Origin of the sequence: Runella limosa DSM 17973 (genome assembly GCF_000482465.1) — a bacterium.
GTDB classification, from domain to species: Bacteria; Bacteroidota; Bacteroidia; order Cytophagales; family Spirosomataceae; genus Runella; species Runella limosa.
In genome coordinates this window covers 150747-176305 of the sequence record NZ_KI519424.1, presented here as the reverse complement: position 1 = coordinate 176305, position 25559 = coordinate 150747, and the positions used below count along the sequence as shown (strand labels likewise).

Sequence of the window (25559 nt, the reverse complement as noted above, 5' to 3'; positions counted from 1 at the left end):
TTGAAATGAAAAGTAACAATGCGCTCATTTTAACCAATGGCCTTTTAAGTACCAATGATGCCAAAACGGCTCACGGCCTGATTCGTGGCACGGAGCGATATACCATCGTGGGAGTGATTGATGCACCCACCGCTGGGCAAGATGCAGGTGAGGTATTGGATGGCAAAAATCGCAATATTCCCATTTTTAGTAGCTTGTCGGAAAGCTTAAAGTATTTACCATCAGTTGATTATCTAATCATTGGGGTCGCAACGGTGGGAGGGGTTTTGCCACCTGATATGCTCACGATTGTGGAGGAGGCCATCGAACGTGGACTTTCCATTGTGAATGGTTTGCACGAATATTTGTCGGAAAAACCTGAAATTGCGGCGTTGGCTGCCCAACATAAAGTCCAACTCATTGACGTTCGTAAACCGAAAGCCCGTAAAGATTTGCATTTTTGGACGGGAGAAATTTACGACGTAAGTTGTCCGATTGTAGCGGTGATTGGGATGGATTGTGCCTTAGGCAAACGCACCACGGCAAGGTTGATTCGTCAAGCTTGTGAACAAAAAAATGTCAATGCCCAAATGATTTATACGGGTCAAACGGGCTGGTTGCAGGGCGGAAAATACGGTTTTATTTTTGATTCAACGCTCAATGATTTTGTGTCGGGCGAGGTCGAACACGCCATTGTTTCGTGTTGGAAAGAAACCAATGCCGACCTGATTTTGGTGGAAGGTCAATCGTCGCTCCGAAACCCCAGTGGCCCGTGCGGACTGGAGTTTTTGATTTCGGGTCAAGCCAAGTATGTGGTATTGGTACACGCTCCAAAACGCACCTATTTTGACAACGAGGCGCATTGGGGTAAAATCCCGTCGGTGGAGTCCGAAATCGACATTATTGAAAAATTCGGGTCAAAAGTAATAGCTCTAGCCCTCAATACCGAAGGTTGTACCCATCAAGAAGCCATTGATTTTCAGCAAGAATACCGTTCAAGGTTGACTATTCCTGTGGTGTTGCCTTTGGAACAAGGGGTTCAGGAAATTGTGGCGCAGCTTCAACTACTTTTGGTATAAAATCAACACTTTATGAAAATTACTCGCGTTCGTCCTTTTCTCAAAAAATTGGCATTGAGTAAACCTTATGCTATTGCGGGTTATACGTTTACGGACGCGGAAAATGTTTTCTTGGAAATTGAACTTGAAAATGGCATCGTTGGGCTTGGTGCGGCTAGTCCAGCGGAAGAAGTGGTTGGGGAAACAGGAACGCAGACGTTTGCCCAATTGCAATCGGATTTTTTTCAAAGGTTTGTTGGACGAGATATTCGTCATTTTAGGCAACTAATATTTGAAACTTGTCAAGCTTTTCCAATGCTTCCTGGTACGCAAGCCGTGGTGGACATTGCGCTGCACGATGCGTTTGGGCAGTACCTTGGAATCCCCATTGTGGAGTTATACGGACAAAAAATAACCTCACTTCCTACCTCCGTTACCATCGGGATTATGTCGGTAGAAGAAACATTGAAAGAAGCGGAAGAATACCGAAGGTTAGGTTTTAAAGTGCTGAAAATCAAGACAGGAGAGGTGGTGGAAGAAGACATTGAACGGGTCTTACGACTTCACGAATGTTATGGTTCTACGTTCAAAATTCGGGTGGATGCCAACCAAGGATACAGTTTGGGCGAATTAAAACATTTTGTAAAAGCCACCGAAAAAGTAGGGATTGAAGTCATCGAACAACCGCTGGTAGTAGGAGAGGAGGCTTCCCTACTATCGCTTGATGCCGAACTAAGAACGAATCTCGTCGCGGACGAATCGCTCAAAAATGCCCATGCGGCGTTAACGCTGGCGCAACATCCTCAGCCGTTTGGAGTTTTTAATGTTAAACTCATGAAGTGTGGGGGGATTCTCAATGCTTTTGAGATTGCTACTATTGCCAAAAACGCAGCTATTGAGCTCTTTTGGGGCTGTAACGACGAAAGTATCGTTAGCATTACTGCGGCTTTGCACGCTGCTTTTGCCTGCTCAACTACCCGTTATTTAGATTTAGACGGAAGTTTTGACCTTGCCGAAGACGTGGTTTCGAGTGGTTTTGTGCTGGAGAATGGCTTTTTAAGTCTGACAGACAAAGCAGGTTTAGGGTTATCCACACAGGTCAGACGATAGTCAGACCATTGGCCTGCTTGTACGGTCTGACTATCGTCTGACCGAATTATTTCTGACTATCGTCTGACCGAATTATTTGAACAAAATAATCAGAACAGCACCTGCCACCATGATTGACGCCCCCGCTAGTTTTTTCCACAACTGGGTTTCTTGAAAAAAATGAACCCCAAAAAATACACTCACCAAGGCCGAAATTTGGAACAAAGCCAAGGCGTAACTTACTTGAATGCCTTCAAAGGCAAAGTTGGTTGAAAGTTGCATCAATCCCGTTGAAATAGCAAGGGCTAAGAAATGCCATTTATAAGCTTTAAGTGTTTGGAATTGAGGTAAAAGTGGTTCGTTTTTCTGTAGAAAAAGTAGCCCAATTAGCGAGAAAAAAAAGCCTCCCATACACCACGAAACATACGCCAATGTAGGGTTGGTAGCGATGATGAGTTTCTTCAAAAATAAGGCATCGGTGGCAGAAAGAAACAGGGCGAAAAAACGGTATCGTACTTCAGGTTGTTGGAATAATTTCCAGCTCAGTGCATTTTTAGAACCTGATTGGCTCAAGACAAAATAGCTCCCCGCCACAATCAACAACATTCCTATAACACCCCAACGATTGGGAATTTCTCCCAATAAAAATAATCCAAAAACTAGGCTAACTAACGATTTGTAGGCATTGACTGGTCCCAAAACTGATAAATCGCCGTGTTGGAGGGATTTGACCAAAAAATAGTTGCCTCCTACCGCTAAAATGTTAAAAATAAGGGAGTTTTGCCAAAAAGAGCTGGGTAGGTTGGAAGGGAAAGCTACCAATAAGTAACCTAAACAACCCAAACTGAGAAACCCGTAGGTACAAGTGACAATAAACAAAGGATTGGCTTGGCGCTGGGTTAGGTATTTTTGGAAAACGTTGGATAAAGGGTTTACCAAAATCCTAATCCCAATCGCCAAAGTCGTCGTAGTAAGAATGAGTAAGAGCATTCGCTACGGTAAAATTTTGAGGTTTTTGGCATCCCATTTTACTACTTTTTTCTCAAAATAGCTTTTGTTACAGGCCAAAACGGGCGCTGCGGCACGGAAACCAAACAACGGCCCTTCGATAACGGGTTTGTTGTCTTTGATGCCTTCAAAAAAGTTGGCAAAGTGATTTTTATGGGCGTCATCGCCCTGGGGAGCGTCAAATTTTACCTCTTTGACTGGCTCAGGTGTGCGTGAATCGGCGGGGTATTTGGCGTCGTAGGCCGCTAAATATTCTTTTTGTTGGGCGTCCGAAAATGTACCGAAGCTTTCGCCGTTGCCATAACCTGGCGCAGCTGGCAATTTACGCTTGGTAAGCGTGAGAGAATCACCACCAAACGTAATTTCGCCTTCGTTACCAACGATGCGGGTAACGTTTTTGATGGAACCTGCGTTGGCAAAATTAACCCGTAGTACCATTTGGAAAGCGTCAAATTTACCTTGGGCGGGGTATTCCATGCTTGCCACCATGACATCGGGTACATCGCGGCCATCTTTCCAGTACGAAAGCTGCCCTGACGAATAAATCCGACTTGGCCCCAGCGAACCTGTCACGAAGTGAACGCCCGTAATGAGGTGGACAAACAAATCGCCCGCTACACCCGTTCCGTAGTCGCGGTAGTTGCGCCAGCGAAAAAAGCGAACGGGGTCGAATGCACGTTTGGGAGCGTCGCCTAGAAATGTTTCCCAGTCGATGGTTTTGGGGGAGGCATCGGTCGGGATAGAATATTGCCACGCGCCAATGGCGTTAAAGCGGTCGTTGGTGGATTCGATAAAGTTAATGTTCCCAATATCTCCAGCTTCTACCAATCGTTTTGCTTCCTGAAAAGCGGCACCACTAATGCGTTGGCTGCCAACTTGCATTACCTTGCCTGCGGCTTTTGCAGCAGCAATGACAGCTGCTCCTTCTTCGATGTTTTGCACCATCGGTTTTTCGCAGTAAACGTGTTTGCCTTTCTTGAGGGCGGCAATCGAAATACGGTCGTGCCAGTGGTCGGGCGTAACGATGAGGACGGCGTCAACGTCTTTTCGTTCCAATACCTCGCGGTAGTCTCGGGTGGTAAATACGTGATTACCAAACGTTTCTTTTACGTGAGCGAGCCGCCCGTCGTACAAGTCTGCCGCAGCAACTAGCTCACACATATCGGTGCGTAGCGCGGCTTTGGTGTCCTGAAAACCCTGAATTCCCATTCCAATGGTAGCAATTCGGATTTTGTTGTCGTTTAGGCTTTTAATGATATTGAAGTGAGGAACAGCAGCCGTTGAAGCCGATACAATTCCAAGTTGTTTGACGAAGTCGCGACGGTTGGTTTTCATGTTTCTTTTTTTGCAGGCAGAGACGCGTATATGGCTAAAAGCCTAGATTTAAGTGGTTTTACTTTTTCGAGCTAATAACTTTTGTATTAACCAAACGATAAATAAAACGACCAATACAAAAGCGACCACGGGCAACCAGAAGGTGAAAAGTGAAAAGCCGATGGCGGTGACATTTTCGACGGTGGAGACGACGGGGTTGGCCAGCCCTCCACTGAATTTGGTGGAAGCCAGTCGGACAAGGCTCGTTCCCGCTTGGATGAAGCCAGCCGTTCCTCCGCCCATGATGATTCCCAAGCCCCACTGTAACAATGGGTTGTCGATTTCGATGAAAGAAGTGGTCAATAGTGTGCCTGCGGCTACGGCGGCGGGGGTGGCGATGGTGTCTAGCAAGTTGTCCACCCAAGGAATGTAATAGCCCCCAATTTCGAGCACAGTTGCACTGGCTAGGACTGCGATGGCAGCCCACGTTCCCATCCATTCAAAGCCCGTATCGACATTGACGAGGCCAAAATGAATGCCCAAGCTGCTGATGAGCAAGGGCACAAACACCCGAAAACCTGAGCAAGCGGCTAAACCGACTCCTAAGCAGAGACTAAGGAAGATTTCCATTGTGGGGATGTTTTGAACCATATAAGTCATATAAGAAAATGTAAGTTCTTATAATCCCTTATATGTTTTATATGGTTCAAAAATACTATTTTATCACGTAAGCAGTCACCGTATTTTTATAAAAGTTAGGGACTAAAACCGTTTTTTTATTCGGAATAAACCCAAAATCTGCCGTATTTACCTGTGGACTTTTGCTGTCGATGAGTTTCCACACTTTACCATCTGGTTTAACGCAGTAAATTTCACCGTGCCAGCACGAAATCAAGTAGTTATCACCATGACGAAGAATCCCATCGGCCGTTTTGTTGGTCATCGCCCATGAACTGTATTTCTTGGTGTCATAATCCAATTTCCACAAATTACCCGTTCCTGCCGAAGCCACAATGAGGTGCTCTTTTTCGGCAAATACGCCGTTAGGGCCTTGCAAATTAGGGTCATCCAAAAACAATTCCAATTTTCCATCGGCGTAGCGGTACAGTTTATGACCCCGCGAATCACTCACAAAAATTTCTCCTTTGGGACTTACACTTACGTCGTTGAGCATCACCGAACCAACGGCCGCGTGGCGTTTCAGGATGGCTCCTGAGGTTAAGTCTATTTCGACAAGGTCTTTTAAATCAGCCACAAACAACGATTTTTTTACAATACCCATGCCTTTTGGGTCATTAAGCCCTGTCGTCCATTTGAGGTTTTTGATTTTGCCATCGGTGTTCAAAATGGAAATAAAGCCGTCGCCGTCGGGCTTATCAGCGTTCATTTTGTTGATGTTGGCCACAAACAATTGTTTTCCTTTGGGGTCGTACAAAACCGACTCGGGCGTGCGGAGGAGCGTGTCTGATTTCCAAAGCTCTTGAAGGCTAATGGGGGCATTATCTTGCGCTTTTGTTGAAAAAAAGCTACCAATAATGAGGGCGGAGGTAAGAAAAAATGAGGTTTTCACGTTAAAAAAGACTTGTTTTGTAATGACAATTATTTACACGAACCGTTTATCCTTTAAAGTAATGTTTCTCTCAAATCTACGTAAACCATTTCTAATTGCTGCCTGCTCGTTGGCGTTGACAACGGGGGCTATGGCTCAAAAAAAAGAAAATTTATTTAACGGTAAAGACCTCACGGGCTGGAAGGTGTATGGTACCGAAAAATGGTTCGTTCAAGACGGCGAATTGATCTGTGAAAGTGGTCCTGACAAAGGTTATGGATACTTAGCAACGACCAAAACCTACAAGAATTTTGAACTATCGGTCGATTTCAAACAAGGTGCCAACGGCAACAGTGGCGTATTCATTCGTTCTAATATTCCCGATGGTAGCACCAAAGTGAGCGGCTGGCAGGTAGAAGTTGCCCCTCCAAACCACGATACGGGCGGAATTTACGAGTCGTACGGCCGTGGTTGGTTGATTCAGATTCCCGATGAGAAAGAAGGCTTTTTGAAGTTTGGCGAATGGAATACCCTTAAAATCAGAGCAGAAGGGCCGCGCGTTCGCACGTGGTTGAACGGACACGAAATGGTGGACATCAACGACGAGAAAATTGGCGCTGGAAACGGGTCAATTGCCCTTCAAATTCACGACGGTGGAGGTATCAAAGTGAACTGGAAGAATTTAAAAATTAAGTCGTTGTAATTATTTACCTATCTTTGCGGTATAGTTACCCGATGAGCGTGGGAAGTAGCTACTTTCCACGCTTTTTATTTATACAAGATTACATGACATTTGACTCACTTCAATTAATTGACCCTATTCGCCGCGCACTAACGGCCGAGGGATACGAAACACCAACCCCGATTCAGGCCGAAGCCATTCCGATTGTTTTAAACGGAAAAGATTTGCTCGGATGCGCCCAAACGGGAACGGGAAAAACCGCCGCTTTTGCCATTCCTATACTTCAACTTTTGTCGGAGCGGCAATTGCACCGAAATGCGAAACAACGTGCCATTAAAGCCCTAATTCTGACGCCAACCCGCGAGTTAGCGATTCAAATCGGGGAAAGTTTGGCCTCTTATGGCCGTTATACAGGTTTGAAACATACCGTTATTTTTGGAGGGGTAAAACAAGCACGCCAGACGGATGCCCTTCACAACGGTGTGGATATTTTGGTGGCTACACCTGGGCGTTTGTTGGACTTGATGGCCCAACGTTTTGTGAGCCTAAAACACCTCGAAATTTTTGTGTTGGACGAAGCTGACCGAATGCTAGACATGGGTTTTGTCCACGACGTTCGGAAAGTGATTGCGGTATTGCCTCCGCGCCGTCAATCGCTGTTTTTCTCGGCTACGATGCCCCCTGAGATTGTCAAATTGGCCGATACCATTTTGCACGAACCCGAAAAAGTAGAGGTAACTCCTGTGTCTTCTACGGTGGATTTGATTCAACAACGGGTGTATTTTGTGGACAAAGAAAACAAAGCAAATTTGTTGATTCATTTGTTGGAAGACCCAAAAATTGAGAATGCACTGGTTTTTACGCGGACTAAATTTGGGGCCGATAAGGTGATGAAAGTGCTGATGCGTCATAATATTAAAGCGGAGTCAATCCACGGTAATAAATCACAGAATGCGCGCCAAAATGCGTTGAGCAACTTCAAAGCAAAAACCACCCGTGTTTTGGTAGCGACGGACATTGCCGCGCGTGGTATCGACGTGGATGAGTTGGCGCACGTATTCAATTACGAAATACCGAATATTCCCGAAACTTATGTTCACCGTATCGGTCGGACAGGGCGGGCGGGAGCTTCGGGAACGGCTTACTCATTTTGCGAAACGGAAGAACGTAAGTCGTTGAAAGATATTCAAAAACTGATTGATAAGGTTATTCCTGTGGTCGAAGAACACCCGTATCCGCAGAGTCAGAAGCCTGGAAATGAGGTTGCTAAGTCTAGTCAACAGTCGGCGACTCAAAAATCAAACAATTTCCAAAGATTTAGACCCAAGCCGTCGGGCAATGCTCCTGAGCAAGGAGGCGCTGCCAAGGCAAAGAGTGGACAACGCCCTTGGTATGCTAAACGCAACGAGGGTAAAAAAGGCCCTCGATAGTTATAAAAGAAACGCACTCGACAAACTGCCGAGTGCGTTTACTTCTCTTAACACAGCCATGAATTTACGTTTAAACGTTAAATCCAAACGTAAAACTTTCGGTAGGCTCATCGGAATAAATTCCTTCTATCTGAACCCTTGTTCCTTTTTTACCTTCAATGGCGTTTTTGAACTCTTGCACTGAATGAATGGTTTTTCCGTTCAATTTGGTGATAATGAAGCCTTCTTGAACACCCGCTCTGGCAAGTTTTCCAGCCTCGATAGCTCCAATCTTGGCGCCACCTTCAACGCCGTTTGCTTTTAATACGGTCTTTTCGCGGGGTGAAAGGTCGTTCAATTGCACACCTAAGTCGTTTAAAACTACCTCTGCGGCATCGGGCTTAATCAACTGACTTCCACCATCACGGTTACGTAAGTTGACACTAAACTCTTTTACTGTTCCTTCACGGCTCACAGTAAGTTTTACCGATTCACCAGGTTGTTTACGACCAATCAATTCTTGCAATTGAGGTACGGCATTCACGTTGTTGCCATCGACTTTCAAAATCACGTCCCCAGGTTTTAGACCCGCTTCTTTGGCGGCACTGTTGGGAGAAAACGATTTTACGTACACCCCTTCGGTTTCTTTTACGCCGTATTCGTCGGCTTTTTTGCTGTCCAATTCGTCGAGCATAATGCCTAAATAACCACGTTGTACGTTGCCGTATTTAATCAAATCGCCCGCTACTTTTTTGACCAAATTAGACGGCACGGCAAAGGAATATCCCGCGTAACTTCCTGTTGGACTTGCGATTGCGGTATTGATGCCTACCAATTCACCTTTTAGGTTTACCAACGCACCTCCTGAATTACCAGGGTTTACGACGGCATCCGTTTGGATAAAGGACTCAAGTGGAGAGTCGCCTTTACGCGCTGGGCCGCTAAATTCATTTTGTTGTTTTTGACCAATAATCCCCAAGCCACGGCCTTTGGCACTAATAATCCCCGTTGTCACGGTCGATTCCAAGTTGAATGGGTTACCCACGGCTACTACCCATTCACCAATTTTAGCCGCGTCAGAGTTGCCAAATGACAAGGCAGGCAGGTTTTTCGCCGAAATTTGAATCACTGCCAAGTCCGTAGAAGGGTCAGTACCAATGACTTTGGCTTTGTAGGTGTGTTTATTGTTTAGAACAACTTCCAATTCTTCGGCTCCTTCAACGACGTGGTTGTTGGTGACGATGTACCCGTCAGGACTAATAATTACCCCCGAACCCGACGCTTGCTGTTTTTGGGGGCCGCCTTGTGGCATGTTGGGGGCACGGTCGCCAAAAAACTCACGGAACGCTTCGGGAATCTGAAGTTGTTGGGCGCTTTCTCCCCTCGTCTTGATGGTTGAGGTAATGTGTACGACGGCAGGCATTGAAACATCGGCGGCGTAGGTAAAATCTCCTGGCACGCCAGCGGGGCCTCCTGCGGAAGTGAGCTTGGTCAACGAAGCGGTTGGGGCTTCTTTCAAAATAACGTCTTGACTTGATTGGTGGAGCAATTCAAGGGCTCCGACTGATACTCCCCCAGAGATTAATCCTACTAAGGCGAGTTGTTTCCAATGTTGACTCATGGCTTTTTGTTTTTTAGGTTGTAAGAATCGTTTGTCAACGCCTTTGTGGCTGATTGATGCAACAAGATTACGGCGCGATTTTGTAGAGATTCTGTAGAAACTTTGCCCTGAGTGTTAAGAAATGTTAAATGAGATTTGGACGCGGTGCCAACCGTCTTGGAAGTGGTAAGAAATAAGGAAATAATAGGTATCGGCAATCTGTTTGACGAGTGCCAGCCCCAACCCCACGGAGTCGGAGCGGGAAGAACCTTTGCTAAAGCGTTCCCAAAGCTGATCAACGGGAATGCTGGGTTGAGGTCCTGTATTTGAAATAGTTAACGTAGTTTTTGTTAGCTCAATAGTAATGCTTCCATTGGGCTGATTGTGTTTGAGGGCATTTCCCAGTAAGTTATTTAGCAACACATCCACCAAAAAAGCATTCATTTGAAGACGAACGTTTGGGGTAATCTGGGTACTAAGTTGGAGCGATTTATCTTGAATAAGCGGTTGCCAAAGGTCAATTTTCTCCGAAAGAAGCGTGCTGAAAGCAATGTCAGTGGCATCGGTAAATTGCCCATTTTCGATTTTGGTCAAGAGCAATAAACTGTGATTCATTTTTGACAAATTGCCGACGGTTTCAATCAAGTTTCCGATGCGTTCGAGTTGTTTGTCAGTCAAATTGGGTGCTTGAATCAACATTTCTAAATTGGAAGCAATCACTGCCAGCGGCGTTTGTAATTCATGAGATGCGTTTTCGGTAAAAGTTTTGAGGCTTTGGTAATCTTGCCGCAGTTGATTGGTCAATTTTTGGAGATTAGCTTGTAGTGTTTGAAACTCCGTGATGCTGGTTCGGCGAAATTTCAACGGCTCTTTTTGAGCCAATTGGAAGGTTTGGAGGGTATCTAACGTACGATAGAAGGGTTTCCACAAACTACGGGATAGACGATAGTTGATAAAAAACAGTAAACCTACCAATAGAATCGTCAACCCCGAAAAGGCCCACAATAACGCTTGTTTCAACCCTTGAGTTTCGTAAAGCGCCTTCCGAATGTTGACTTGGTAGTATCCGTTGAGGGTAGCAATTCCAAAACTGAGTTGGCGGTACGCTAAATATTCTTGTTGTACCGTACTAAACAACACCGTATCGCTCATGACGATTGGGACGGGAGGATGCGTACGAACTGCCCAAAGGCTGTCCGAAATCGAAAACCAACGCTTGGGTAAAAAACCAATTTCATTGACGTAAGCTTCTACTTGTTCCTTCTCGTGGAGCAACTGGTCAGACGCCTCGCTGTCCATGATTTGGTGCAAAAACCAAAAGCAACTCACTCCTCCCACGGCCAAGGCCGCAATGCAGGCGAGCAAAAAGGAGCGAGTGGCTTTGGTGATGAGTGTCATGCCGCAAATTTATAACCTACCCCGTACACGGTCTGAATGTAGTCGGGGCAGCCTTGTTCGGATAATTTTTTTCGTAGATTCTTCATGTGTGAATAAAGAAAATCGAAGCTGTTGGCTTGGTCGATTTCATCGCCGTACAAATGTTCAGAAATAGAGCCTTTACTCAGAACTCGGTTGGCATTGGCGACCAAGTACATCAATAAATCGTATTCTTTACGGGTAAGCACGATTTCCGAATCATTTACCCACACTTCTTTGGAGTCGGGTACAATCCGAATGTCGCCAAATTTAATCTCTCGGTTTCCCGCAAACTGCCGCCGCCGTTGAATGGATTTGATACGGGCATTCAATTCCGATAAGTGAAACGGCTTGGTTAAATAATCGTCGGCGCCCAGTTCAAGCCCTAAAATTTTGTCGTCGAGGGCGTTTTTTGCCGAAATAATAATAATGCCAGCGTGGGGTTGCATTTTTTTGAGAGAGTCAACTAAATCGAGCCCCGAGCCGCCAGGAAGCATGATGTCAACCAGTACGCAATCGTACTCATAGACCCCGATTTTTTCTTCTGCTGCTTGGAACGTCGCTACCCATTCGCATACGTGGCCTTCACCCGTGAGGTATTCGCGTAAGGGTTGGGCTAAGGAGGTTTCGTCTTCGATGATTAAGATTTTCATAGGATTTGGTGGTGTAAATGCCCTTCAACAAACGTATTGGGTGGGTTGGGGGCTTACAGGAGATGAACTTAGAAAGTTGGTTAGTTGGGTAGTGATGGGTTCATCGGTTCTACGAAATATTCTTATAAACACAAATACGCGTTTTGAGGCCAATGTGTTGTGTCAACCCTTCTCTAAAGTTGAAATATTAAAGTTTTACTCGCTGATTAGCGCAGATGAATGCGGTCAAGAAGTTCTTGCTATTGATTGCTCCAGAGGAGCTACATCTTAGTAGAAAAATGAATGAAATCCCCCTCCAATCCCCATCGGGGCGGCCGACGTTCGGTGAAAGATGTCACCCCGATGGGGCTTTTGGATGGCCTTTGCACCTTTTTCTACTAAGATTTAGCCTCGCTGAGGCTACTTTTTTAATGCGTTCAACCTGTTAAAAGTTGAAAAAATACGGTGAAATACAGTTTTCTACAGATTTTCTACAGAATCATGGTATTCTTTTGGTGTAGAAAATAACCCAATTAATAGCTAGAAAACAATGAAAAAGTTCGTAAAAATGGGGTCAGTGGTTTTCGGGATGATAGCCCTGACCGCGATTTGCTTTCGGCCACCGTCAAGCAATCAGTGGGTACGCAGTTAATCACTCGGGGAATGAAAGAAGACGAAGACGCTCCTGATGTCCTTATTCAATTTCATACCTACACCCAGCAACAACGCCGCACAAACTACACAGGAGGTTTTTATCCCTACTTCGGAGGTTGGGGACGTTGGGGAGGTTTTTATCCGTATGGAATGATGGGATGGGGCGGGGGCTACCCTTACCAAACCCAATACACCGAAGGAACATTGGTAATTGACATTTTGGATGCCAAAACCAAAGAAGTACTTTGGGAAGGGGTAGCACAGGGAACGCTCAGTGGTAAAATCAACCGTATTCAAAATCAAATTAATTCGAGTGTTCGTAAAATGTTCACTAAGTATTATCCATTAAAACAAACATTGTCATGAAAACGCAGCAACACACACCGCTTCAATGGATACGTAGAACAATCGGCGTGGGCGTAGTGGCTTTCGTAACGCTTATTTCGCTCGATTCTTGTTCCCCTAATACATACACCATCGCTTCTGGGACAACGTACCAAAGTTATGTTCCACCCACTTGGGCTCCGCAGGGAGCAGCCGTAGCAGGTGTCCAGTACTATTATTTGCCCGATTACGGCATGTATTACGACTTGTCGTCTCAACTATTTTGGTACAACAATGCGGGTATTTGGGCTTCATCGGCCTTTTTGCCAAGTATGTATGCTGGAATAAACCTTAATTCGGCCTATATCGTCATGCTTAATCAAGGCATTCGACGTCCTTGGTTAAATAACTCTTTTTATGTGCGTCGTTACCCCGCTGGTTATTACGCTCATCGGTCTGGTTTTTCTCCCGAAAATCGTATCTTAAACATGCCACGTCCTTCCAGCTCTCGTATGTCGGCGGGAAATATGGGGCGCCAAAACTACCGCACAGAATCAGCACGGACGTATCAAGCACGACCCCAAACTCGTCAGTCGTACCAGTCATTTTCTGCGCCAAGAAGTTATGGCTATGGAGGTGGAGGATTCCGAGGTGGATTTGGAGGCGGTGGCGGACGAGGCGGTCGTCATTAATGCGTGCGATGTGCCGCCAGATTCTCAAATCTGGCGGAAGAGGTTTCTCAAAACCGAATAAAGCCAAGGTTTTGAGAAACCTTTTTTGTAGGTGATGAGTAACCGACAGCACGTATAACCGCACGTGACGTGCTGCCAGATTCGTGCGATGTGCCGCCAGATTCTCAAATCTGGCGAATGAGGTTTCTCAAAACCGAAATCACCGTTGTTGGTTAATTCTGAATTATCAGCACATTGAATTTATTCCCGTTAAAAAAATACTCCGACTCTCGGTCGCCAATAAAAAGGGCATCAACGCAAGCCGCTGTGTCGCTACAACCGAGACGAGCGCTAAACCGTCCAACGGTGTAGCGCTCGTTGCTGCTGGGAATCAAGTACCAATAGCCGTTATTATATTGCACCCCGCCGAAGGTTGACACCTGGGCAGTCACCATCAAAATAGCATTGGCGTTATTGTTACACATCGGGTGGTCGATTCTGATGGCGTAACATTTGCCCCCAGCGGCAGTGATTAAGGTAGGTGAACCCGAAAACGGCAGTGAGGAATAGGTATTGACTCCTGAGGTTGCCGTTACTACAAACGCCGCAGGGTTACTCCCCGAAAAACGAATGCTTCCACCCACATCCAACGTTGCTTGGGGCGAAGGTTGATTGACCCCTACTTTTCCATCATTGGCAATGCTCAGTCGTTCTTGCATGCTGAAAACGCCCCCCGAAAACGAATAGCCCGTTGAAAAAGCCATGCGGGCTGCCGAACTAGAGGTGCCAATGGTGGAGATAATTCCAGTAGTGTAGTTACTGCCTCCAAACAAAATAGAATTAGTCAACCCCGTGCTTAACGCGTTGAGGTTTTGAAGTGACAGGATGTTAGAGAAATTATGACGTATCGTAAGTTTTGAGGTAGGCGATTCGGTGCCTACGCCCAAATTGCCCGTATTGGCATTGTAGAGATTTGCCCCCGAATTGACCCAACCTGGCGTTGGGCTACCCGAGTTACCAACTGGGACATACACCGACCCATTCCAAAACCGAAGTTCTTTTGCCGAATTATCATAATACAATCGGCCTTCTTGGGGATTGCCATTTGTGTTGGGCGTGAGGGTAATGGACTGAGCATTCAGAGAAAGCACATTCAAAAGAAGAAGTGCTGCGGTTAGCATGGATAACTGTTTCATTGTCGTGTAGAAATTTGAAGTGAGGGTATTCTTTACGACAAAAATTGCTGCTAATGCTCAGAAAATCAACTTGTTTTAGTTAACGGTAAAAGTTACTTATTACAAATCGAACAAGTACCTTGAATCAATAAATTTACTTCTTTGGATTTGAAACCTGCGGGTAAGGCCAGAGACGGAACGTGAATATCTTCCAAACAAGTGGTTTTACCGCACATTTGGCATTTAAAATGAACGTGGTCGTGGTGGTGATTATGTTCTTGGCAAGCATCTTTGCACAAGGCATAACGAAGGCCATCTTCGTCCAAAACTTTATGAATAATGCCTTTATCAACAAAGGTTTTTAGGGTACGGTAAATGGTAACGCGGTCGTAGCGGTCTTTTAAGCCATTTTCTAAATCCCCGTGCGAAAGTGCAGAAGCGCGGTTTTGTAAAATTTCTAAAATATCTTCACGGCAGCTTGTATGGCGTAATTCGTGTAATCGCAGGGTATCTTTGGCGAAAGTATTCATGACCTTGTTATTTTTGCCCAAATTTATCAAGTTACCTTCGGATTTACCGAACTGAATGGGCTTTCTTTTTAAACGGTTGCTATAAACAAACTGTTCCATTATGATTAAAATAGGCATTATTAACGTTTCAGACCGCGCCAGTGCGGGCGTTTATGAAGACATTCCAGGGAAGGCGATTGTGTCAACGCTCAACGAATACCTAACCAGTGCTTGGGAGCCTGTGTATCGTGTCATTCCAGACGAACAACATTTGATTAGTCAAGCCCTTGTCGAAATGGCTGACAAAGAGGGTTGTTGTTTGGTCGTGACGTGCGGTGGAACGGGCCCCGCACCCCGCGATGTCACTCCCGAAGCTACCGAGGCCGTTTGCCATAAAATTATGCCTGGGTTTGGAGAACTGATGCGGCAGGTGAGTTTGCAGTACGTGCCCACGGCCATATTATCCCGACAAACGGCAGGGATTCGGGGTAAAACGCTGATTGTCAATTTGCCAGGAAAACCATCGGCGATACGTCAGTGCTTAGATGTCGTTTTTCCTGCCATTCCGTATTGCATTGATTTGATTGGCGGGCCGTTTTTGGAAACCAACGAAGCCGTCATAAAGGTGTTTCGGCCTAAATAACCATTCCAAGGTTTAGAACCTTGGAAAGTTAAGTAGTTGCGCATAAATTTTAGTGCATTAGTAGGTTATTTTGCTTCGGCGAAGCATAACCTTTGTAGAGTAGAGAAATTCGTACATAGAGTTCGAATTCTTTTGCTTCGGACAGGGCCGCCTGTGCGGAAGCATAACAAAGCAATAGGTTATGCTTCTGCTCGGGCGGCCCCGTCCGAAGCAAAAATTAAAAAAATATCTTTCTGCTACTACAAATGTTGCGCCTCTACCGAGGCTACTTTGAATTACTCTGGAACTTTTGCTCAACTACTTTAAAAAAAATCAGGTTAAACGCATTAAAAAAGTAGCCTCGCTGGAGCAATCAATAGCCACTCTAGATTTTAATGCGTTGAACCTGATAAGAAATTAAAATATAATAATATATGGTCTTTGTTTAATAAAATATATTAAATAAAATCATACTGGCTTGCTTTTTTGTATTAAAAATATGCTACATTTGCTCATAAAAGTACCAAAAGGATAATTTTAGGTGCCTCTTCCTCAAAAAAATACCGAAATCATAAGCGATTTGAAGCTTTGGAATCAGTTGATTGCTGACGACAAAGCCGCCTTTTCTGCGCTGTTTGAGAAGTATTTGAATCCTTTGGTAAATTATGGCAAGACTTTAATGCCATCGCACGAGAAAGTCAAAGATTGCGTTCAGGATGTGTTTGTGGATATTTGGCTGTATCGGCATTCTCTCAGTGATGAAGTGGTGGTAAAAGCCTATTTATTTTCGAGTGTGCGCAAACGCATCGCGCGGTTGTACGAACGAGACCGCATTTTTCGGCAAACGACCCCATTGGAAGACCTTGAATTTTCGCTCAAGTTTTCGATTGAGCATTCCATGATAAACGATGAAACGTTGGAGTTGGAAGTTCGCCAGCTCAATCAACTTCTCAATACCTTACCACCTCGCCAAAAAGAAACTTTATACCTTCGATACCACCAAGGCTTATCCCTGGAGCAAATCGCTGAGGTACTAGAAATCAATCATCAGTCGGTTAAAAACCTGCTTCACCGCGCTATTTTGCACCTTCGTAAGGAGTGGAAAGGCTCGATTTCTCTGCTCTTAATCGGTGGTTACCTTGCTTTGTGAAATTTTTTCAAAAAAAAATCTAAACAAGTGAGTACTCTTTAAACCTGCTGTCCTCTCTGCATTTGAAATTAATTTTCAGATGCAACCACGCGATTTATACACCAAAGTTGAAGACTTTCTTTCCGACGAATCTTTCCAGCGATGGGTCAGGTTCAAGGAAAACCATACACATTGGGAAGAATGGACCTTGGAGAGTCCAGAAAGGGCGAAATTAGTCGCCGAAGCCAGGGTATGGGTTTTGTCAATGAAAATAGAAGAAACCGAGCTTTCGGCCCAAGAAATACAGCGAAGCTTACAGGATACTTGGGAAGCAATACAGACGCAACAAGTCCAGAAGCCAATTTGGAAAATGAGTTGGTTTCGAGTAGCGGCGGCGGTGTTGCTTGTTGGAACAGCGGCAATGACTTATTTTTTGGTACAAAAAAATCCAGCTCAGGCGGTCATTACTTATAAAGACTTGGTGGAGAAAGATACCGAAGGGTTGATAGAACAAACCAATAATTCCAATAAGCCGCAACTTATTACCCTTGCCGACGCCAGCTCGGTCTTATTACAGCCCAAAAGTAAACTTAGCTATCCCAAAGAATTTAGTGGCAACGAACGGAAAGTTTACCTTTCGGGAGAGGCTTTTTTTGAAATTAGCAAAAACCCCAGCAAACCTTTTTATGTATATGCCAACGAAGTCGTGACCAAAGTTTATGGGACGAGTTTTCGGGTAATCGCTTATCCTTCTCTGCCCAACGTAGAAGTGTTGGTACGTACGGGAAAAGTAAAAGTGATGCCCAACGAAGAAATAGAAGCGGATACCAAAGAAGGAATTATGCTTTTGCCCAACCAAGCGGCAAGATTTGTGCGGAACAACCTTTCGTTTGAAAAAATCCTGGACATTACCCAAGACAAACCGCTTATCGCCTCAACCAATACCATCGAACAGTTGAGCTTTGAGTTTCGCGATATACCAGTAGAGCAGATTTTTACGACCATCGAACAAGCGTATTTGGTCAAAATTGAATACCCAAAAGAAAAATTGAAAGATTGCTACATGACGACATCCCTCAGTGATGAACCGCTTCCCGAAAAGCTAAAGATTATTTGTGAAAGCTTAGGAAGTGATACACGCTACGAAATGAATGGAAATCAGGTAACAATTATTTCATCCGGATGTAACTAACCACCCCCTAAACCCTTGTCTATGCACTAAAAAAAGTAGCAAAAAAAAGCGTCGAAATGCTGCAACATTCCAACGCTTCTAGTTTTCCTCAACCCTCTGCAAAGGGCGGGAACGTCATGTCAATACCAGTCTAATAGTATTAAAATTAACAATCAAAAGTATGGAAAAAAGTTTTATTCACCAACGGCTCCTTTTTCAGATCGTGAAAATATCGGTGTTTCAAATGATACTTGCTGTTGTTTTTGTGGGAATCGCAATGGCCACGCCCGCGAAAGGGCAAGAAATGCTTGACTCAAAAGTGACGCTTGTTCTCAACAACGTGAGCCTCGAAAGTGCGTTGTCTGAAATTGAAAAAACAGCCCACGTCAAGTTTTCGTACAATTCGCGCACGTTAAATCTCAATCAGAAAGTAAGTGTGAGCGAAAAAAACGAATCGCTTTCTACAATACTCACCAAGATGCTCAAGCCGCTGAGTATTAGGTATGTAGTAGTGAGCAAAAAAATTGTGTTACGCAAAGAAATCGGCTCGAAAACGGGTTTTTTATACGAAAATGAAGAATCGTCCAAACCGCAAGTTCTTGCGAATGTGGATTGGGGCGTAAAAGGCACCGTCACCGACGAAAAAGGGGAAAAGCTGCCAGGGGTAAGCATCACAATCAAAGGAACTACCCGTGGGACAACCACCAACGCCAATGGTGATTACGAAATTAGCGTTGCCGATGGCAAAGGGATTTTGGTGTTTTCATACATCGGTTACAAACCCCAAGAAGTCTTGATTGATAATCGTACCACCATCAAGGTAGCGCTAGTAACCGACACCAAGGCCCTTGAGGAGGTGATAGTGGTGGGTTATGGCACCATTAAAAAGGAAAAAAATATTACGTCTGTTTCGACCTTAGAGGCCGAAAAAATCACCAACCTTGGGGCTTCTTCGGTAGGAGAAACCTTGGGAGGGCGTATTCCAGGAATCATCGTTACCAACAGCGGGGGCGGGCCAGGGAAAAAACCTTCGATTTCGCTCAGGGGAGGTGGTACACCCGTTTATGTCATCGACGACATTATTTCTACCGAATTTCAGTTTCAAACCCTCGGGGTCAATGACATCGAAAACATTTCTTTCTTAAAAGACGGCCCCGCTACGGCGATTTATGGGGTAGCGGCGGGGAATGGCTTGGTATTAGTAACGACCAAAAGAGGAAACAACAAAAAACTTTCTATCAACTACAACTTTGGACAAGATTTGTCGCAGCCTACGTATTTGCCTCGCAAAATCAGCTCGTACGAATTGGTGTCGTTGGTAAATCAAGTGGATGTAAAAGAAGGTAATCAGGGGCGATATTCGGAAAGTGATGTTCAAAAATACCGCGACCAAACCGATCCCCTCAATTTCCCAAACAACGACTGGCAAAAGCTCGTATTGAAAGAGTTTGCTCCGCAGCAACACCACAATTTGTCGCTCAACGGAGGAAATGAACAAATCAAATACTATGCTTCATTGGGCTATTTGAACCAAGGAACGTTGTATCAATTTAACACCAACTGGCTAAAACGATATAACTATCGCTTGAGCTTAACGGGGGATTTTGCCAAAATTGGCTTGAAAACCAGCATGACTATTTACGGGGTGGACGAAACCCGCCGCGACAATGCAAGCGGCTATGGGAGTGGTTATTTTGCGGTGTGGAGTCACATCCAAAATGCCCCGCCTACCGACAAAGCTTATGCGGATTTGGAACGTACAAAATACGCCAACAAAGGAGATCACCCTATTGTCGAAATTGACCCGCGTAGTGGTTATGTTCGTAACCAAGACCGCAATCTTAATGCTTTGTTGAACCTTGACTGGAAAGTGCCAGGTGTAGAAGGCTTGTCGTTTCGGGCCAACGGGAATTTAAGTCAGGTGCAGGCTTTTGGTAAATCATGGAACATCACAGCGCCCCAATATGCTATTGGTAGCTCAACACCCGCCAGCTCGAACCAGCCCAACCTTTCGGTTTCGACAACAACGGGCTATAATTATGTATTGCAAGGGTTTGGAAACTACGAACGAAAGTTTGGCAGCCATAACGTTTCGGCCATGTTTGGCTACGAAGAAGCCTACGGCTACAACGAAAATTTCAGCACGGGGCGTAACTCCTACGTGTTTGGGATTGACCAGATTTTTGCGGGGCCGCAGTCAACGGCTATCAACAACGGTTCTAGTTTTGAAAACGTTAGAAATGGTTGGTTGGGACGCGTTCGTTACGATTTCAAAGAGAAATATTTGTTTGAAGGAAGTTTTCGATACGATGGAAGCGACTTGTTTCCCGCAGGAAAAAGAAAAGGATTTTTTCCTGGCGCAGCCTTGGGTTGGCTCATTTCCCACGAAAACTTTATGGGAAGTTTGATGGAAAAAAATATCGTTAACCTCTTGAAAGCTAGAATATCGTACGGCTCCGTTGGACAAAACTCAGGCGTGAGTAGCTTTGCCTATGTACCAGGTTACTCCACAGGCGGTGGTTACGTGGTAGGTGGCGTGCTTCAACCCAGCCTCAATGCCCCGAGCATCCCAAGCCCCGACATCAGTTGGTACGACCAACAATCGTTCAACACAGGTTTTGATTTTGGAACGTTGGGAAATAAACTCAGCGGCAGCCTAGATTATTTTTACTTGCGTACCACGGGCTACTTGGCTTCTCCTTCGGGAGTGGGCTATACCGACCCCCTTGGAACGGCTTTGCCAACCCGCAAATCAAACGGTGCATTTAGAAGAGCAGGTTTTGACTTTACGGTCAAATACAACAATAACATTGGGAAGTTGAAATATACGTTGGGCTCAAATTTTGTGAAATTTGACCAACTCTGGGAAGTAAACCCCAACGAGGACAGCACAACGCTCAAAAACCCAAATACAACTTCGTATCATCAAATTGGGTTCTTACAAACGGCTTATTTGTCGGCAGGCTTGTACCAAAACTCTACCGACATCATGAACAGCCCGCGCCGAATGGCCTCAATCGTTGCGCCTGGTGATATTATTTACCGAGACGTAAATGGCGACGGAAAAATCGACGGCGATGACTTTAGAAGAGTAGGAAAGTCAGCATTTCCACGGGTAACGTACGGTTTTACGGCTGATTTAACGTACGGAGGCTGGTTTATGAACATGCTTTGGCAAGGCAGCGGTAAGCGAAGTATTTATTTAGGTGACGTCATCCAGAGTAATTATTCAACCAATATCCGCTACGAGTTTCAAACCAAAAACCACTGGGAGCCAGGAGCAGGCAATTCGCAATTCCCGCGCTTGATTTCGGGCGCAGCCGTCAACGGTGGCCACAATGCCGTTACGTCCGATTTTTGGGTGATAAACGCGGGTTACTTGCGCTTGAAAGCCTTGCAGGTAGGCTACAACTTTAAAAATTATCTTTCCAAAGACCTAAAATTCATTTCAGACCTGAGAGTGACGTTGAGCGCGACCAACTTACTCACGTTTTCGAAGATAAAGCAATACGGACTTGACCCCGAAACGGGAAGTAACAACAACTACGACTACCCGTCGCAACGCGTGTATGCCTTATCGGTAAATCTAGGTTTTTAACTCAAAGCAACTGAAAGCAATGAAACGATATATCACAAAAATAGTTTTGATACTAACAGTCCTTTGTGTTGGTATTTACTCTTGTAAGCAATTGGACGATACCCGACCGTTTGACAAATTTGACGAGACATCGGTGTGGAGCTCGAAGGGCAACGCCATGCTTTTTGTCAACGGCGTATATTCATCAGTGTTAGGGTTATATACCAACACCGTTGAGGACGAAGTTCGAACCAGTAATGTCATTCAAAGTGATGGAAACGCCTTTACAAGAGAGTCAATTACGCGAGACGACGATTACGGTTTTAACCAATTTAGCAAAATTCGTAGTTGTAATCTCATCATTGAAAAAGCAACGGCTTCAACTGCCTTGGGCGACGGAGATAAGGCAGAATTGGTAGCGCATGGTAAATTTTTGCGGGCCATGACCTACTACTGGCTTGCGCGCCGTTTTGGAAGGGTAATATGGGTGGAAAAAGTATTGACCGAAAACGAAACGAATTACGCGTTGCCTCAAACGGCCAACATCGCTGAAACCTATAACTTGATTATGAAAGATATAGACGACGCGATTGCTGGCCTGCCTGCTTCGTCGCCAGCGGGGCTTGCGTCTAAGGCTTCGGCGTATGCCTTAAAATCCGAAGCAGCTTTGCAAGCGGCGGCTTACACGGGCGATAATACCTATTACCAAAAAGCCATTGACGCGGCCAACGCCGTCATTGCAACGGGCAAGCCATTGGAAGCTGATTACGAAGGAATGTTTAACGAAAAAGCGCGATTTTCACCCGAAATCTTACTGGCGACTTACCGTGATAAGTCCAATACCGTCGTATCAAACATTGCTGATATGCAAGAAGCGATTCCCAACGTGAACAACGACGACCTAAAATTGCGGAACGCTACGCCACTGTTTAAATTGGACAAAGTATTTGAGGATTGGGGGAAATATTCACCTACCCAAAACATCATCGACGAATACTTGGTCATTGATGCCGCCAACCCTTCTAAAGCGGTGAAATGGGATCAGTCGTCGCAGTTTTTGAAAAATGTAACCAAAAAACAATCACCATTCCTCGACAGTGCCGTAGTGACGGGTTCGGGAAGCATCAATAATATCATTTATAACAACCGCGATAAGCGCTTGGCGGCGTCGATTGTGTATGATTCAACGGCTTGGTACGGCGAATTGGTGACAACCAACCGCAACGGAAACCTAAACCGAATGATTAAAGGAAGCCTGAACTCGGGCTGTTGTACCCAAATCACTAATGCTTATTTCCGTAAGGGAATCTACAACGTGTCTCCACGGCCTTTTTACAATACGCCTGTGGATTATCACTGGGTAATTTTCCGAATGGGGCGCGTGTATTTGAACAAAGCGGAGGCGCTGCTGATGCAAAACAAATTTGCGGAGGCTGTGACGACGCTTAACATTACTCGCCAAAGCCACGGAGGTTTGCCTCCATCGACGGCTACAACCGCCGAAGATGCTTGGAAAGACTATAAGCGGGAGCGTAGGGTAGAGCTTTTTAAGGAAAAAGATTATTACTGGAGTTTGTTGCGTTGGGGGAAATACGGTGGAAGTGCCAACGGAGGCGCGGCTCCTGGAGCTAAAATCGCTGAATTTTTGGAAAAACCGACGTACATGGAAATCAACGCAACACGCAAAGGCTACCGCATCGAAGTGATTAATTTCCAACTCAATGACCAGCGTTTGTTTGACGAAACGCGCCGTTACTTGTTGCCGATTCAAAATTCGCAAATTGTACGCCACGGGGCGATGACGCAAAATCCTAACTGGTAAACGTTTACAAATAAATGAGAAAGACAATGCAAACAATACATAAAATGAAGTATTTGATGATTCTTGGAATGGCATTGAGCTTGTCTTCCTGCCTCAAATATGGACTGGAAGATAACTTGCCCAAATTTAAGGATGCCCTTATCACGGAGGTTTTTATGGAGTATCGTTTCGAGGATTCTAAAGCAACCTCTGGTGGAAGTCCTTTGGTACGAAATGTAACGTTGACCCTCAGCCAAAAGCAATTTAAGCGGAAAGAAAGTACGGCTGGGGCGTCGCTTGATTCGTTGATTTTCAACGTAACGGTACCTGCGGCGTCGGGGTCATTTACGGCCGAAGAAAAAGTCAAAGTGTCTAAAAGCCGATTGGTATTGATGACCAATATTTCGCCCGCTGCTACCATGGAGCCCTTGGAAGGTGCCCCGCAGCCAGGTTTGCCAGGTGATTTTTCCCAACCGCGTAAGTACAAAATCACGGCAGCCAACGGTGATAGCCGCGTTTGGGTAGTGAAGATTGGCAATTTTAACAATTAAGTTCCCATAGATTCAGTAGATTTGATTCAACTGAAGGGGGAGGGAGCTTTCCTTCTCCCTTATTTTTCACCCAAAACGTTATTTTAAACAGTGTTATCCTTTACTAAATCGAAAGCTTTTAACCTTGTTTTAGCGCTTCAACTGGCGGTTGGGGCGGGTTTAGCCCAGCAAAAAGACACGATTCACATCAGTTATCCGACGGATTTGAAAGCTGTGATTCAACCAAAACATCGCTACGACCAAACCTTAACGATGAAGTTGTTTTTGTCGCAAGCCTTGTATGATGGTAAATTTAAACGGAAAGACAACGGAGCTTCTGAGGTGGCGCTGACTTTTGCACAAGCACTGGAGGTCATCAAAAAAATGGATAAGTTGACCCTTGGGATTCCTAAAATTGTCTATCTCGTGGGTTGGCAATACAACGGCCATGATTCCAAATACCCCGCGTGGTTTGAAGTAAATGAGCGCCTAAAACGCCCTGAAGACAAAACAGCCTTGGAAAGTTTGAAATGGTTGATGGAAGAAGCTACCAAGTACCATACGGTGGTGAGCCTCCACATCAATATGTTTGATGCGTACGAAGACAGCCCTTTGTGGGAGACCTACGTAAAAAATAACATCATTGCCCGTAACGCCGACGGAACCCTGCGGGCCTGCGAATGGGGCTATCCGATTAGTTTAGCGCGTGAATGGGAGACGGGCTTTGCCCAAAAACGTATCGATCAACTGTGCCAAATGTTGCCGATTCAACATGCCAAAACCATTCATATTGATGCTTTCCATACGTGGCCGCCTGTGCCACAACTAGTCGATGGAAAATACAAAATAACGCTGGACAAGGGCCCAATTAGTCCGTTTTTGGGTAATACAGTAGAAGACGAAACGGCGGCACAGCGCAAGATTTTTCTTTACTGGGCTTCCAAAGGAATTGATGTTACCTGCGAGGGTGTCGATTTTCTACGCGAATCGTCGTTTGAGGGCTATCAGCCAATGGCTTGGTGGTTTACGGGCTTGGATAAATACTTGAAGTGGCCTGCAAATTACTACTGCGGTGGGCAAGATAATTCCGAATGGGGAAAGCTGTTTGGGACAAGTATGCACGGAGAGGATGTAGTAGTGAAAGACCCAAGACAATTGACGGGATTTTTACCGCAGTTTTGCACTAAAACCCTGATTTGGTATTATTTGAACCGCCTCGAACGAAAGTTTTTCGTCAATAATGCCTCCCAAAAATCGGTTCATTTTTCTCAGAATACCAGCACAACGCTCAAACAAAACGCCTATACGCTGGTAGCTGGTGAGGCCGTTTTGGCCGAAAATGAAGATGTTTTTGTGCCTGCCTTGTGGTTGAAAAAGCCCTCGGTGGTTGCATACAGTAAAAACGGCTACCAAAATCGCCGTTGGAAACTTCCGTCTTCTTTTCAAGGGAAAAATCAACTTTCGGTGTCTTTGATAACGACAGAGGGACTAAAATTATCAAAAAAGGTAAAAGTAGAAGCCAATTCGGTCATGCTGACACTTGGCGCTGGCGAAGCCGTTTTGATTGATTGAGTACTTATGGGCAGTTTCAGACCTGATTGTTATTATTTTCATGTGTTCAATTTTATTTTCTATGGCTTTCCGACGAAGCGTTATACTA

At 45.1% G+C, this 25559-nt stretch carries 21 protein-coding genes and 1 pseudogene; 13 read left to right on the top strand and 9 right to left on the bottom strand.

Annotated features, from left to right (window positions below; all coding sequences use genetic code 11):
* The first annotated feature begins 5 nt into the window (after positions 1-5).
* Positions 6-1058 carry an N-acetyltransferase DgcN family protein gene (locus K339_RS0122305; RefSeq protein ID WP_028525585.1) on the top strand — a complete coding sequence of 351 codons (1053 nt, stop codon included), beginning with the start codon at positions 6-8 and terminating at the stop codon, positions 1056-1058.
* A 12-nt stretch (positions 1059-1070) separates the two neighbouring features.
* Complete coding sequence (locus tag K339_RS0122300; protein WP_028525584.1) at positions 1071-2147, top strand: mandelate racemase/muconate lactonizing enzyme family protein; 1077 nt, start codon at positions 1071-1073, stop codon at positions 2145-2147.
* 72 nt (positions 2148-2219) lie between these two features.
* Here K339_RS0122300 and K339_RS0122295 read toward each other — a convergent pair whose 3' ends face one another.
* The 4 genes from K339_RS0122295 to K339_RS0122280 form a co-directional block, all read right to left on the bottom strand.
* Complete coding sequence (locus K339_RS0122295; protein WP_028525583.1) at positions 2220-3116, bottom strand: EamA family transporter; 897 nt, start codon at positions 3114-3116, stop codon at positions 2220-2222.
* 3 nt (positions 3117-3119) lie between these two features.
* Entirely contained in the window at positions 3120-4469 is a 1350-nt protein-coding gene (locus K339_RS0122290; protein ID WP_028525582.1) for a Gfo/Idh/MocA family protein, read from the bottom strand.
* Positions 4470-4517: 48 nt separating this feature from the next.
* Positions 4518-5078, bottom strand: a complete 561-nt coding sequence (locus K339_RS0122285; protein WP_028525581.1) for a DUF4126 domain-containing protein — start codon at positions 5076-5078, stop codon at positions 4518-4520.
* Positions 5079-5163: 85 nt separating this feature from the next.
* Positions 5164-6018 (bottom strand): SMP-30/gluconolactonase/LRE family protein, encoded by an 855-nt coding sequence (locus K339_RS0122280; protein ID WP_028525580.1) that lies wholly within the window; start codon positions 6016-6018, stop codon positions 5164-5166.
* Between the two features lie 130 nt (positions 6019-6148).
* On the opposite strand from K339_RS0122280, the gene K339_RS0122275 reads away from it, so the two are divergent.
* A complete protein-coding gene (locus K339_RS0122275; protein ID WP_229598801.1) occupies positions 6149-6700 on the top strand; it encodes a 3-keto-disaccharide hydrolase in 552 nt (183 codons plus the stop codon).
* 83 nt (positions 6701-6783) lie between these two features.
* Positions 6784-8109 carry a DEAD/DEAH box helicase gene (locus K339_RS0122270; protein ID WP_028525578.1) on the top strand — a complete coding sequence of 442 codons (1326 nt, stop codon included), beginning with the start codon at positions 6784-6786 and terminating at the stop codon, positions 8107-8109.
* A gap of 70 nt (positions 8110-8179) precedes the next feature.
* Here K339_RS0122270 and K339_RS0122265 read toward each other — a convergent pair whose 3' ends face one another.
* From K339_RS0122265 to K339_RS0122255, 3 genes are all read right to left on the bottom strand, one after another.
* Positions 8180-9709 (bottom strand): Do family serine endopeptidase, encoded by a 1530-nt coding sequence (locus K339_RS0122265; RefSeq protein ID WP_028525577.1) that lies wholly within the window; start codon positions 9707-9709, stop codon positions 8180-8182.
* 114 nt (positions 9710-9823) lie between these two features.
* The gene (locus tag K339_RS34495) at positions 9824-11086 is read right to left on the bottom strand and encodes a sensor histidine kinase (protein WP_051398177.1); all 1263 of its coding nucleotides are present in this window, start codon (positions 11084-11086) and stop codon (positions 9824-9826) included.
* The gene (locus K339_RS0122255; protein WP_028525576.1) at positions 11083-11757 is read right to left on the bottom strand and encodes a response regulator transcription factor; all 675 of its coding nucleotides are present in this window, start codon (positions 11755-11757) and stop codon (positions 11083-11085) included. The genes K339_RS34495 and K339_RS0122255 overlap by 4 nt, the downstream gene beginning before the upstream one ends.
* A 579-nt stretch (positions 11758-12336) precedes the next feature.
* Here K339_RS0122255 and K339_RS36175 point away from each other — a divergent pair.
* Together K339_RS36175 and K339_RS36170 are read left to right on the top strand one after the other, a co-directional pair.
* Positions 12337-12756: pseudogene (locus K339_RS36175) on the top strand (DUF4136 domain-containing protein); the annotation flags it as partial.
* Complete coding sequence (locus K339_RS36170; RefSeq protein WP_051398175.1) at positions 12753-13406, top strand: hypothetical protein; 654 nt, start codon at positions 12753-12755, stop codon at positions 13404-13406. The pseudogene K339_RS36175 and the gene K339_RS36170, both read left to right, overlap by 4 nt.
* A gap of 212 nt (positions 13407-13618) precedes the next feature.
* Here the strand turns inward: K339_RS36170 and K339_RS0122240 are convergent, their stop codons facing one another.
* Together K339_RS0122240 and K339_RS0122235 are read right to left on the bottom strand one after the other, a co-directional pair.
* Complete coding sequence (locus tag K339_RS0122240) at positions 13619-14581, bottom strand: hypothetical protein (protein ID WP_157607701.1); 963 nt, start codon at positions 14579-14581, stop codon at positions 13619-13621.
* A gap of 92 nt (positions 14582-14673) precedes the next feature.
* Entirely contained in the window at positions 14674-15090 is a 417-nt protein-coding gene (locus K339_RS0122235) for a Fur family transcriptional regulator (protein WP_028525574.1), read from the bottom strand.
* 100 nt (positions 15091-15190) lie between these two features.
* Between K339_RS0122235 and mog the strand changes: the two genes are divergently transcribed.
* The 7 genes from mog to K339_RS34480 all read left to right on the top strand — a co-directional run bounded on the left by mog (position 15191) and on the right by K339_RS34480 (position 25471).
* A complete protein-coding gene (gene mog / locus K339_RS0122230; protein ID WP_028525573.1) occupies positions 15191-15712 on the top strand; it encodes a molybdopterin adenylyltransferase in 522 nt (173 codons plus the stop codon).
* A 520-nt stretch (positions 15713-16232) separates the two neighbouring features.
* Positions 16233-16841, top strand: a complete 609-nt coding sequence (locus tag K339_RS0122225) for an RNA polymerase sigma factor (protein WP_051398174.1) — start codon at positions 16233-16235, stop codon at positions 16839-16841.
* A gap of 79 nt (positions 16842-16920) precedes the next feature.
* Positions 16921-18012, top strand: coding sequence for a FecR family protein (locus K339_RS0122220; protein ID WP_028525571.1), 1092 nt, complete (start codon positions 16921-16923; stop codon positions 18010-18012).
* A 160-nt stretch (positions 18013-18172) separates the two neighbouring features.
* Positions 18173-21589: a TonB-dependent receptor gene (locus tag K339_RS0122215; RefSeq protein ID WP_051398173.1), complete on the top strand. Its 3417-nt coding sequence runs from the start codon at positions 18173-18175 to the stop codon at positions 21587-21589.
* Between the two features lie 19 nt (positions 21590-21608).
* Entirely contained in the window at positions 21609-23390 is a 1782-nt protein-coding gene (locus tag K339_RS0122210; protein WP_037301595.1) for a RagB/SusD family nutrient uptake outer membrane protein, read from the top strand.
* A 26-nt stretch (positions 23391-23416) separates the two neighbouring features.
* Positions 23417-23920, top strand: a complete 504-nt coding sequence (locus K339_RS0122205) for a DUF5018-related domain-containing protein (protein ID WP_051398171.1) — start codon at positions 23417-23419, stop codon at positions 23918-23920.
* 90 nt (positions 23921-24010) lie between these two features.
* Positions 24011-25471 carry an endo-alpha-N-acetylgalactosaminidase family protein gene (locus tag K339_RS34480; RefSeq protein WP_051398170.1) on the top strand — a complete coding sequence of 487 codons (1461 nt, stop codon included), beginning with the start codon at positions 24011-24013 and terminating at the stop codon, positions 25469-25471.
* The last annotated feature ends 88 nt before the right edge of the window (positions 25472-25559 follow it).

Excerpts from the sequence above, each read along its gene's own strand:
- K339_RS0122305 (WP_028525585.1), top strand. The coding sequence starts at position 6 with ATGAAAAGTAACAATGCGCTCATTTTAACCAATGGCCTTTTAAGTACC.
- K339_RS0122300 (WP_028525584.1), top strand. The coding sequence starts at position 1,071 with ATGAAAATTACTCGCGTTCGTCCTTTTCTCAAAAAATTGGCATTGAGT.
- K339_RS0122295 (WP_028525583.1), bottom strand. The coding sequence starts at position 3,116 with ATGCTCTTACTCATTCTTACTACGACGACTTTGGCGATTGGGATTAGG.
- K339_RS0122290 (WP_028525582.1), bottom strand. The coding sequence starts at position 4,469 with ATGAAAACCAACCGTCGCGACTTCGTCAAACAACTTGGAATTGTATCG.
- K339_RS0122285 (WP_028525581.1), bottom strand. The coding sequence starts at position 5,078 with ATGGAAATCTTCCTTAGTCTCTGCTTAGGAGTCGGTTTAGCCGCTTGC.
- K339_RS0122275 (WP_229598801.1), top strand. The coding sequence starts at position 6,149 with ATGGCTCAAAAAAAAGAAAATTTATTTAACGGTAAAGACCTCACGGGC.
- K339_RS0122270 (WP_028525578.1), top strand. The coding sequence starts at position 6,784 with ATGACATTTGACTCACTTCAATTAATTGACCCTATTCGCCGCGCACTA.
- K339_RS0122265 (WP_028525577.1), bottom strand. The coding sequence starts at position 9,709 with ATGAGTCAACATTGGAAACAACTCGCCTTAGTAGGATTAATCTCTGGG.
- K339_RS34495 (WP_051398177.1), bottom strand. The coding sequence starts at position 11,086 with ATGACACTCATCACCAAAGCCACTCGCTCCTTTTTGCTCGCCTGCATT.
- K339_RS0122255 (WP_028525576.1), bottom strand. The coding sequence starts at position 11,757 with ATGAAAATCTTAATCATCGAAGACGAAACCTCCTTAGCCCAACCCTTA.
- K339_RS36170 (WP_051398175.1), top strand. The coding sequence starts at position 12,753 with ATGAAAACGCAGCAACACACACCGCTTCAATGGATACGTAGAACAATC.
- K339_RS0122240 (WP_157607701.1), bottom strand. The coding sequence starts at position 14,581 with ATGAAACAGTTATCCATGCTAACCGCAGCACTTCTTCTTTTGAATGTG.
- K339_RS0122235 (WP_028525574.1), bottom strand. The coding sequence starts at position 15,090 with ATGAATACTTTCGCCAAAGATACCCTGCGATTACACGAATTACGCCAT.
- mog (WP_028525573.1), top strand. The coding sequence starts at position 15,191 with ATGATTAAAATAGGCATTATTAACGTTTCAGACCGCGCCAGTGCGGGC.
- K339_RS0122220 (WP_028525571.1), top strand. The coding sequence starts at position 16,921 with ATGCAACCACGCGATTTATACACCAAAGTTGAAGACTTTCTTTCCGAC.
- K339_RS0122215 (WP_051398173.1), top strand. The coding sequence starts at position 18,173 with ATGGAAAAAAGTTTTATTCACCAACGGCTCCTTTTTCAGATCGTGAAA.
- K339_RS0122210 (WP_037301595.1), top strand. The coding sequence starts at position 21,609 with ATGAAACGATATATCACAAAAATAGTTTTGATACTAACAGTCCTTTGT.
- K339_RS0122205 (WP_051398171.1), top strand. The coding sequence starts at position 23,417 with ATGCAAACAATACATAAAATGAAGTATTTGATGATTCTTGGAATGGCA.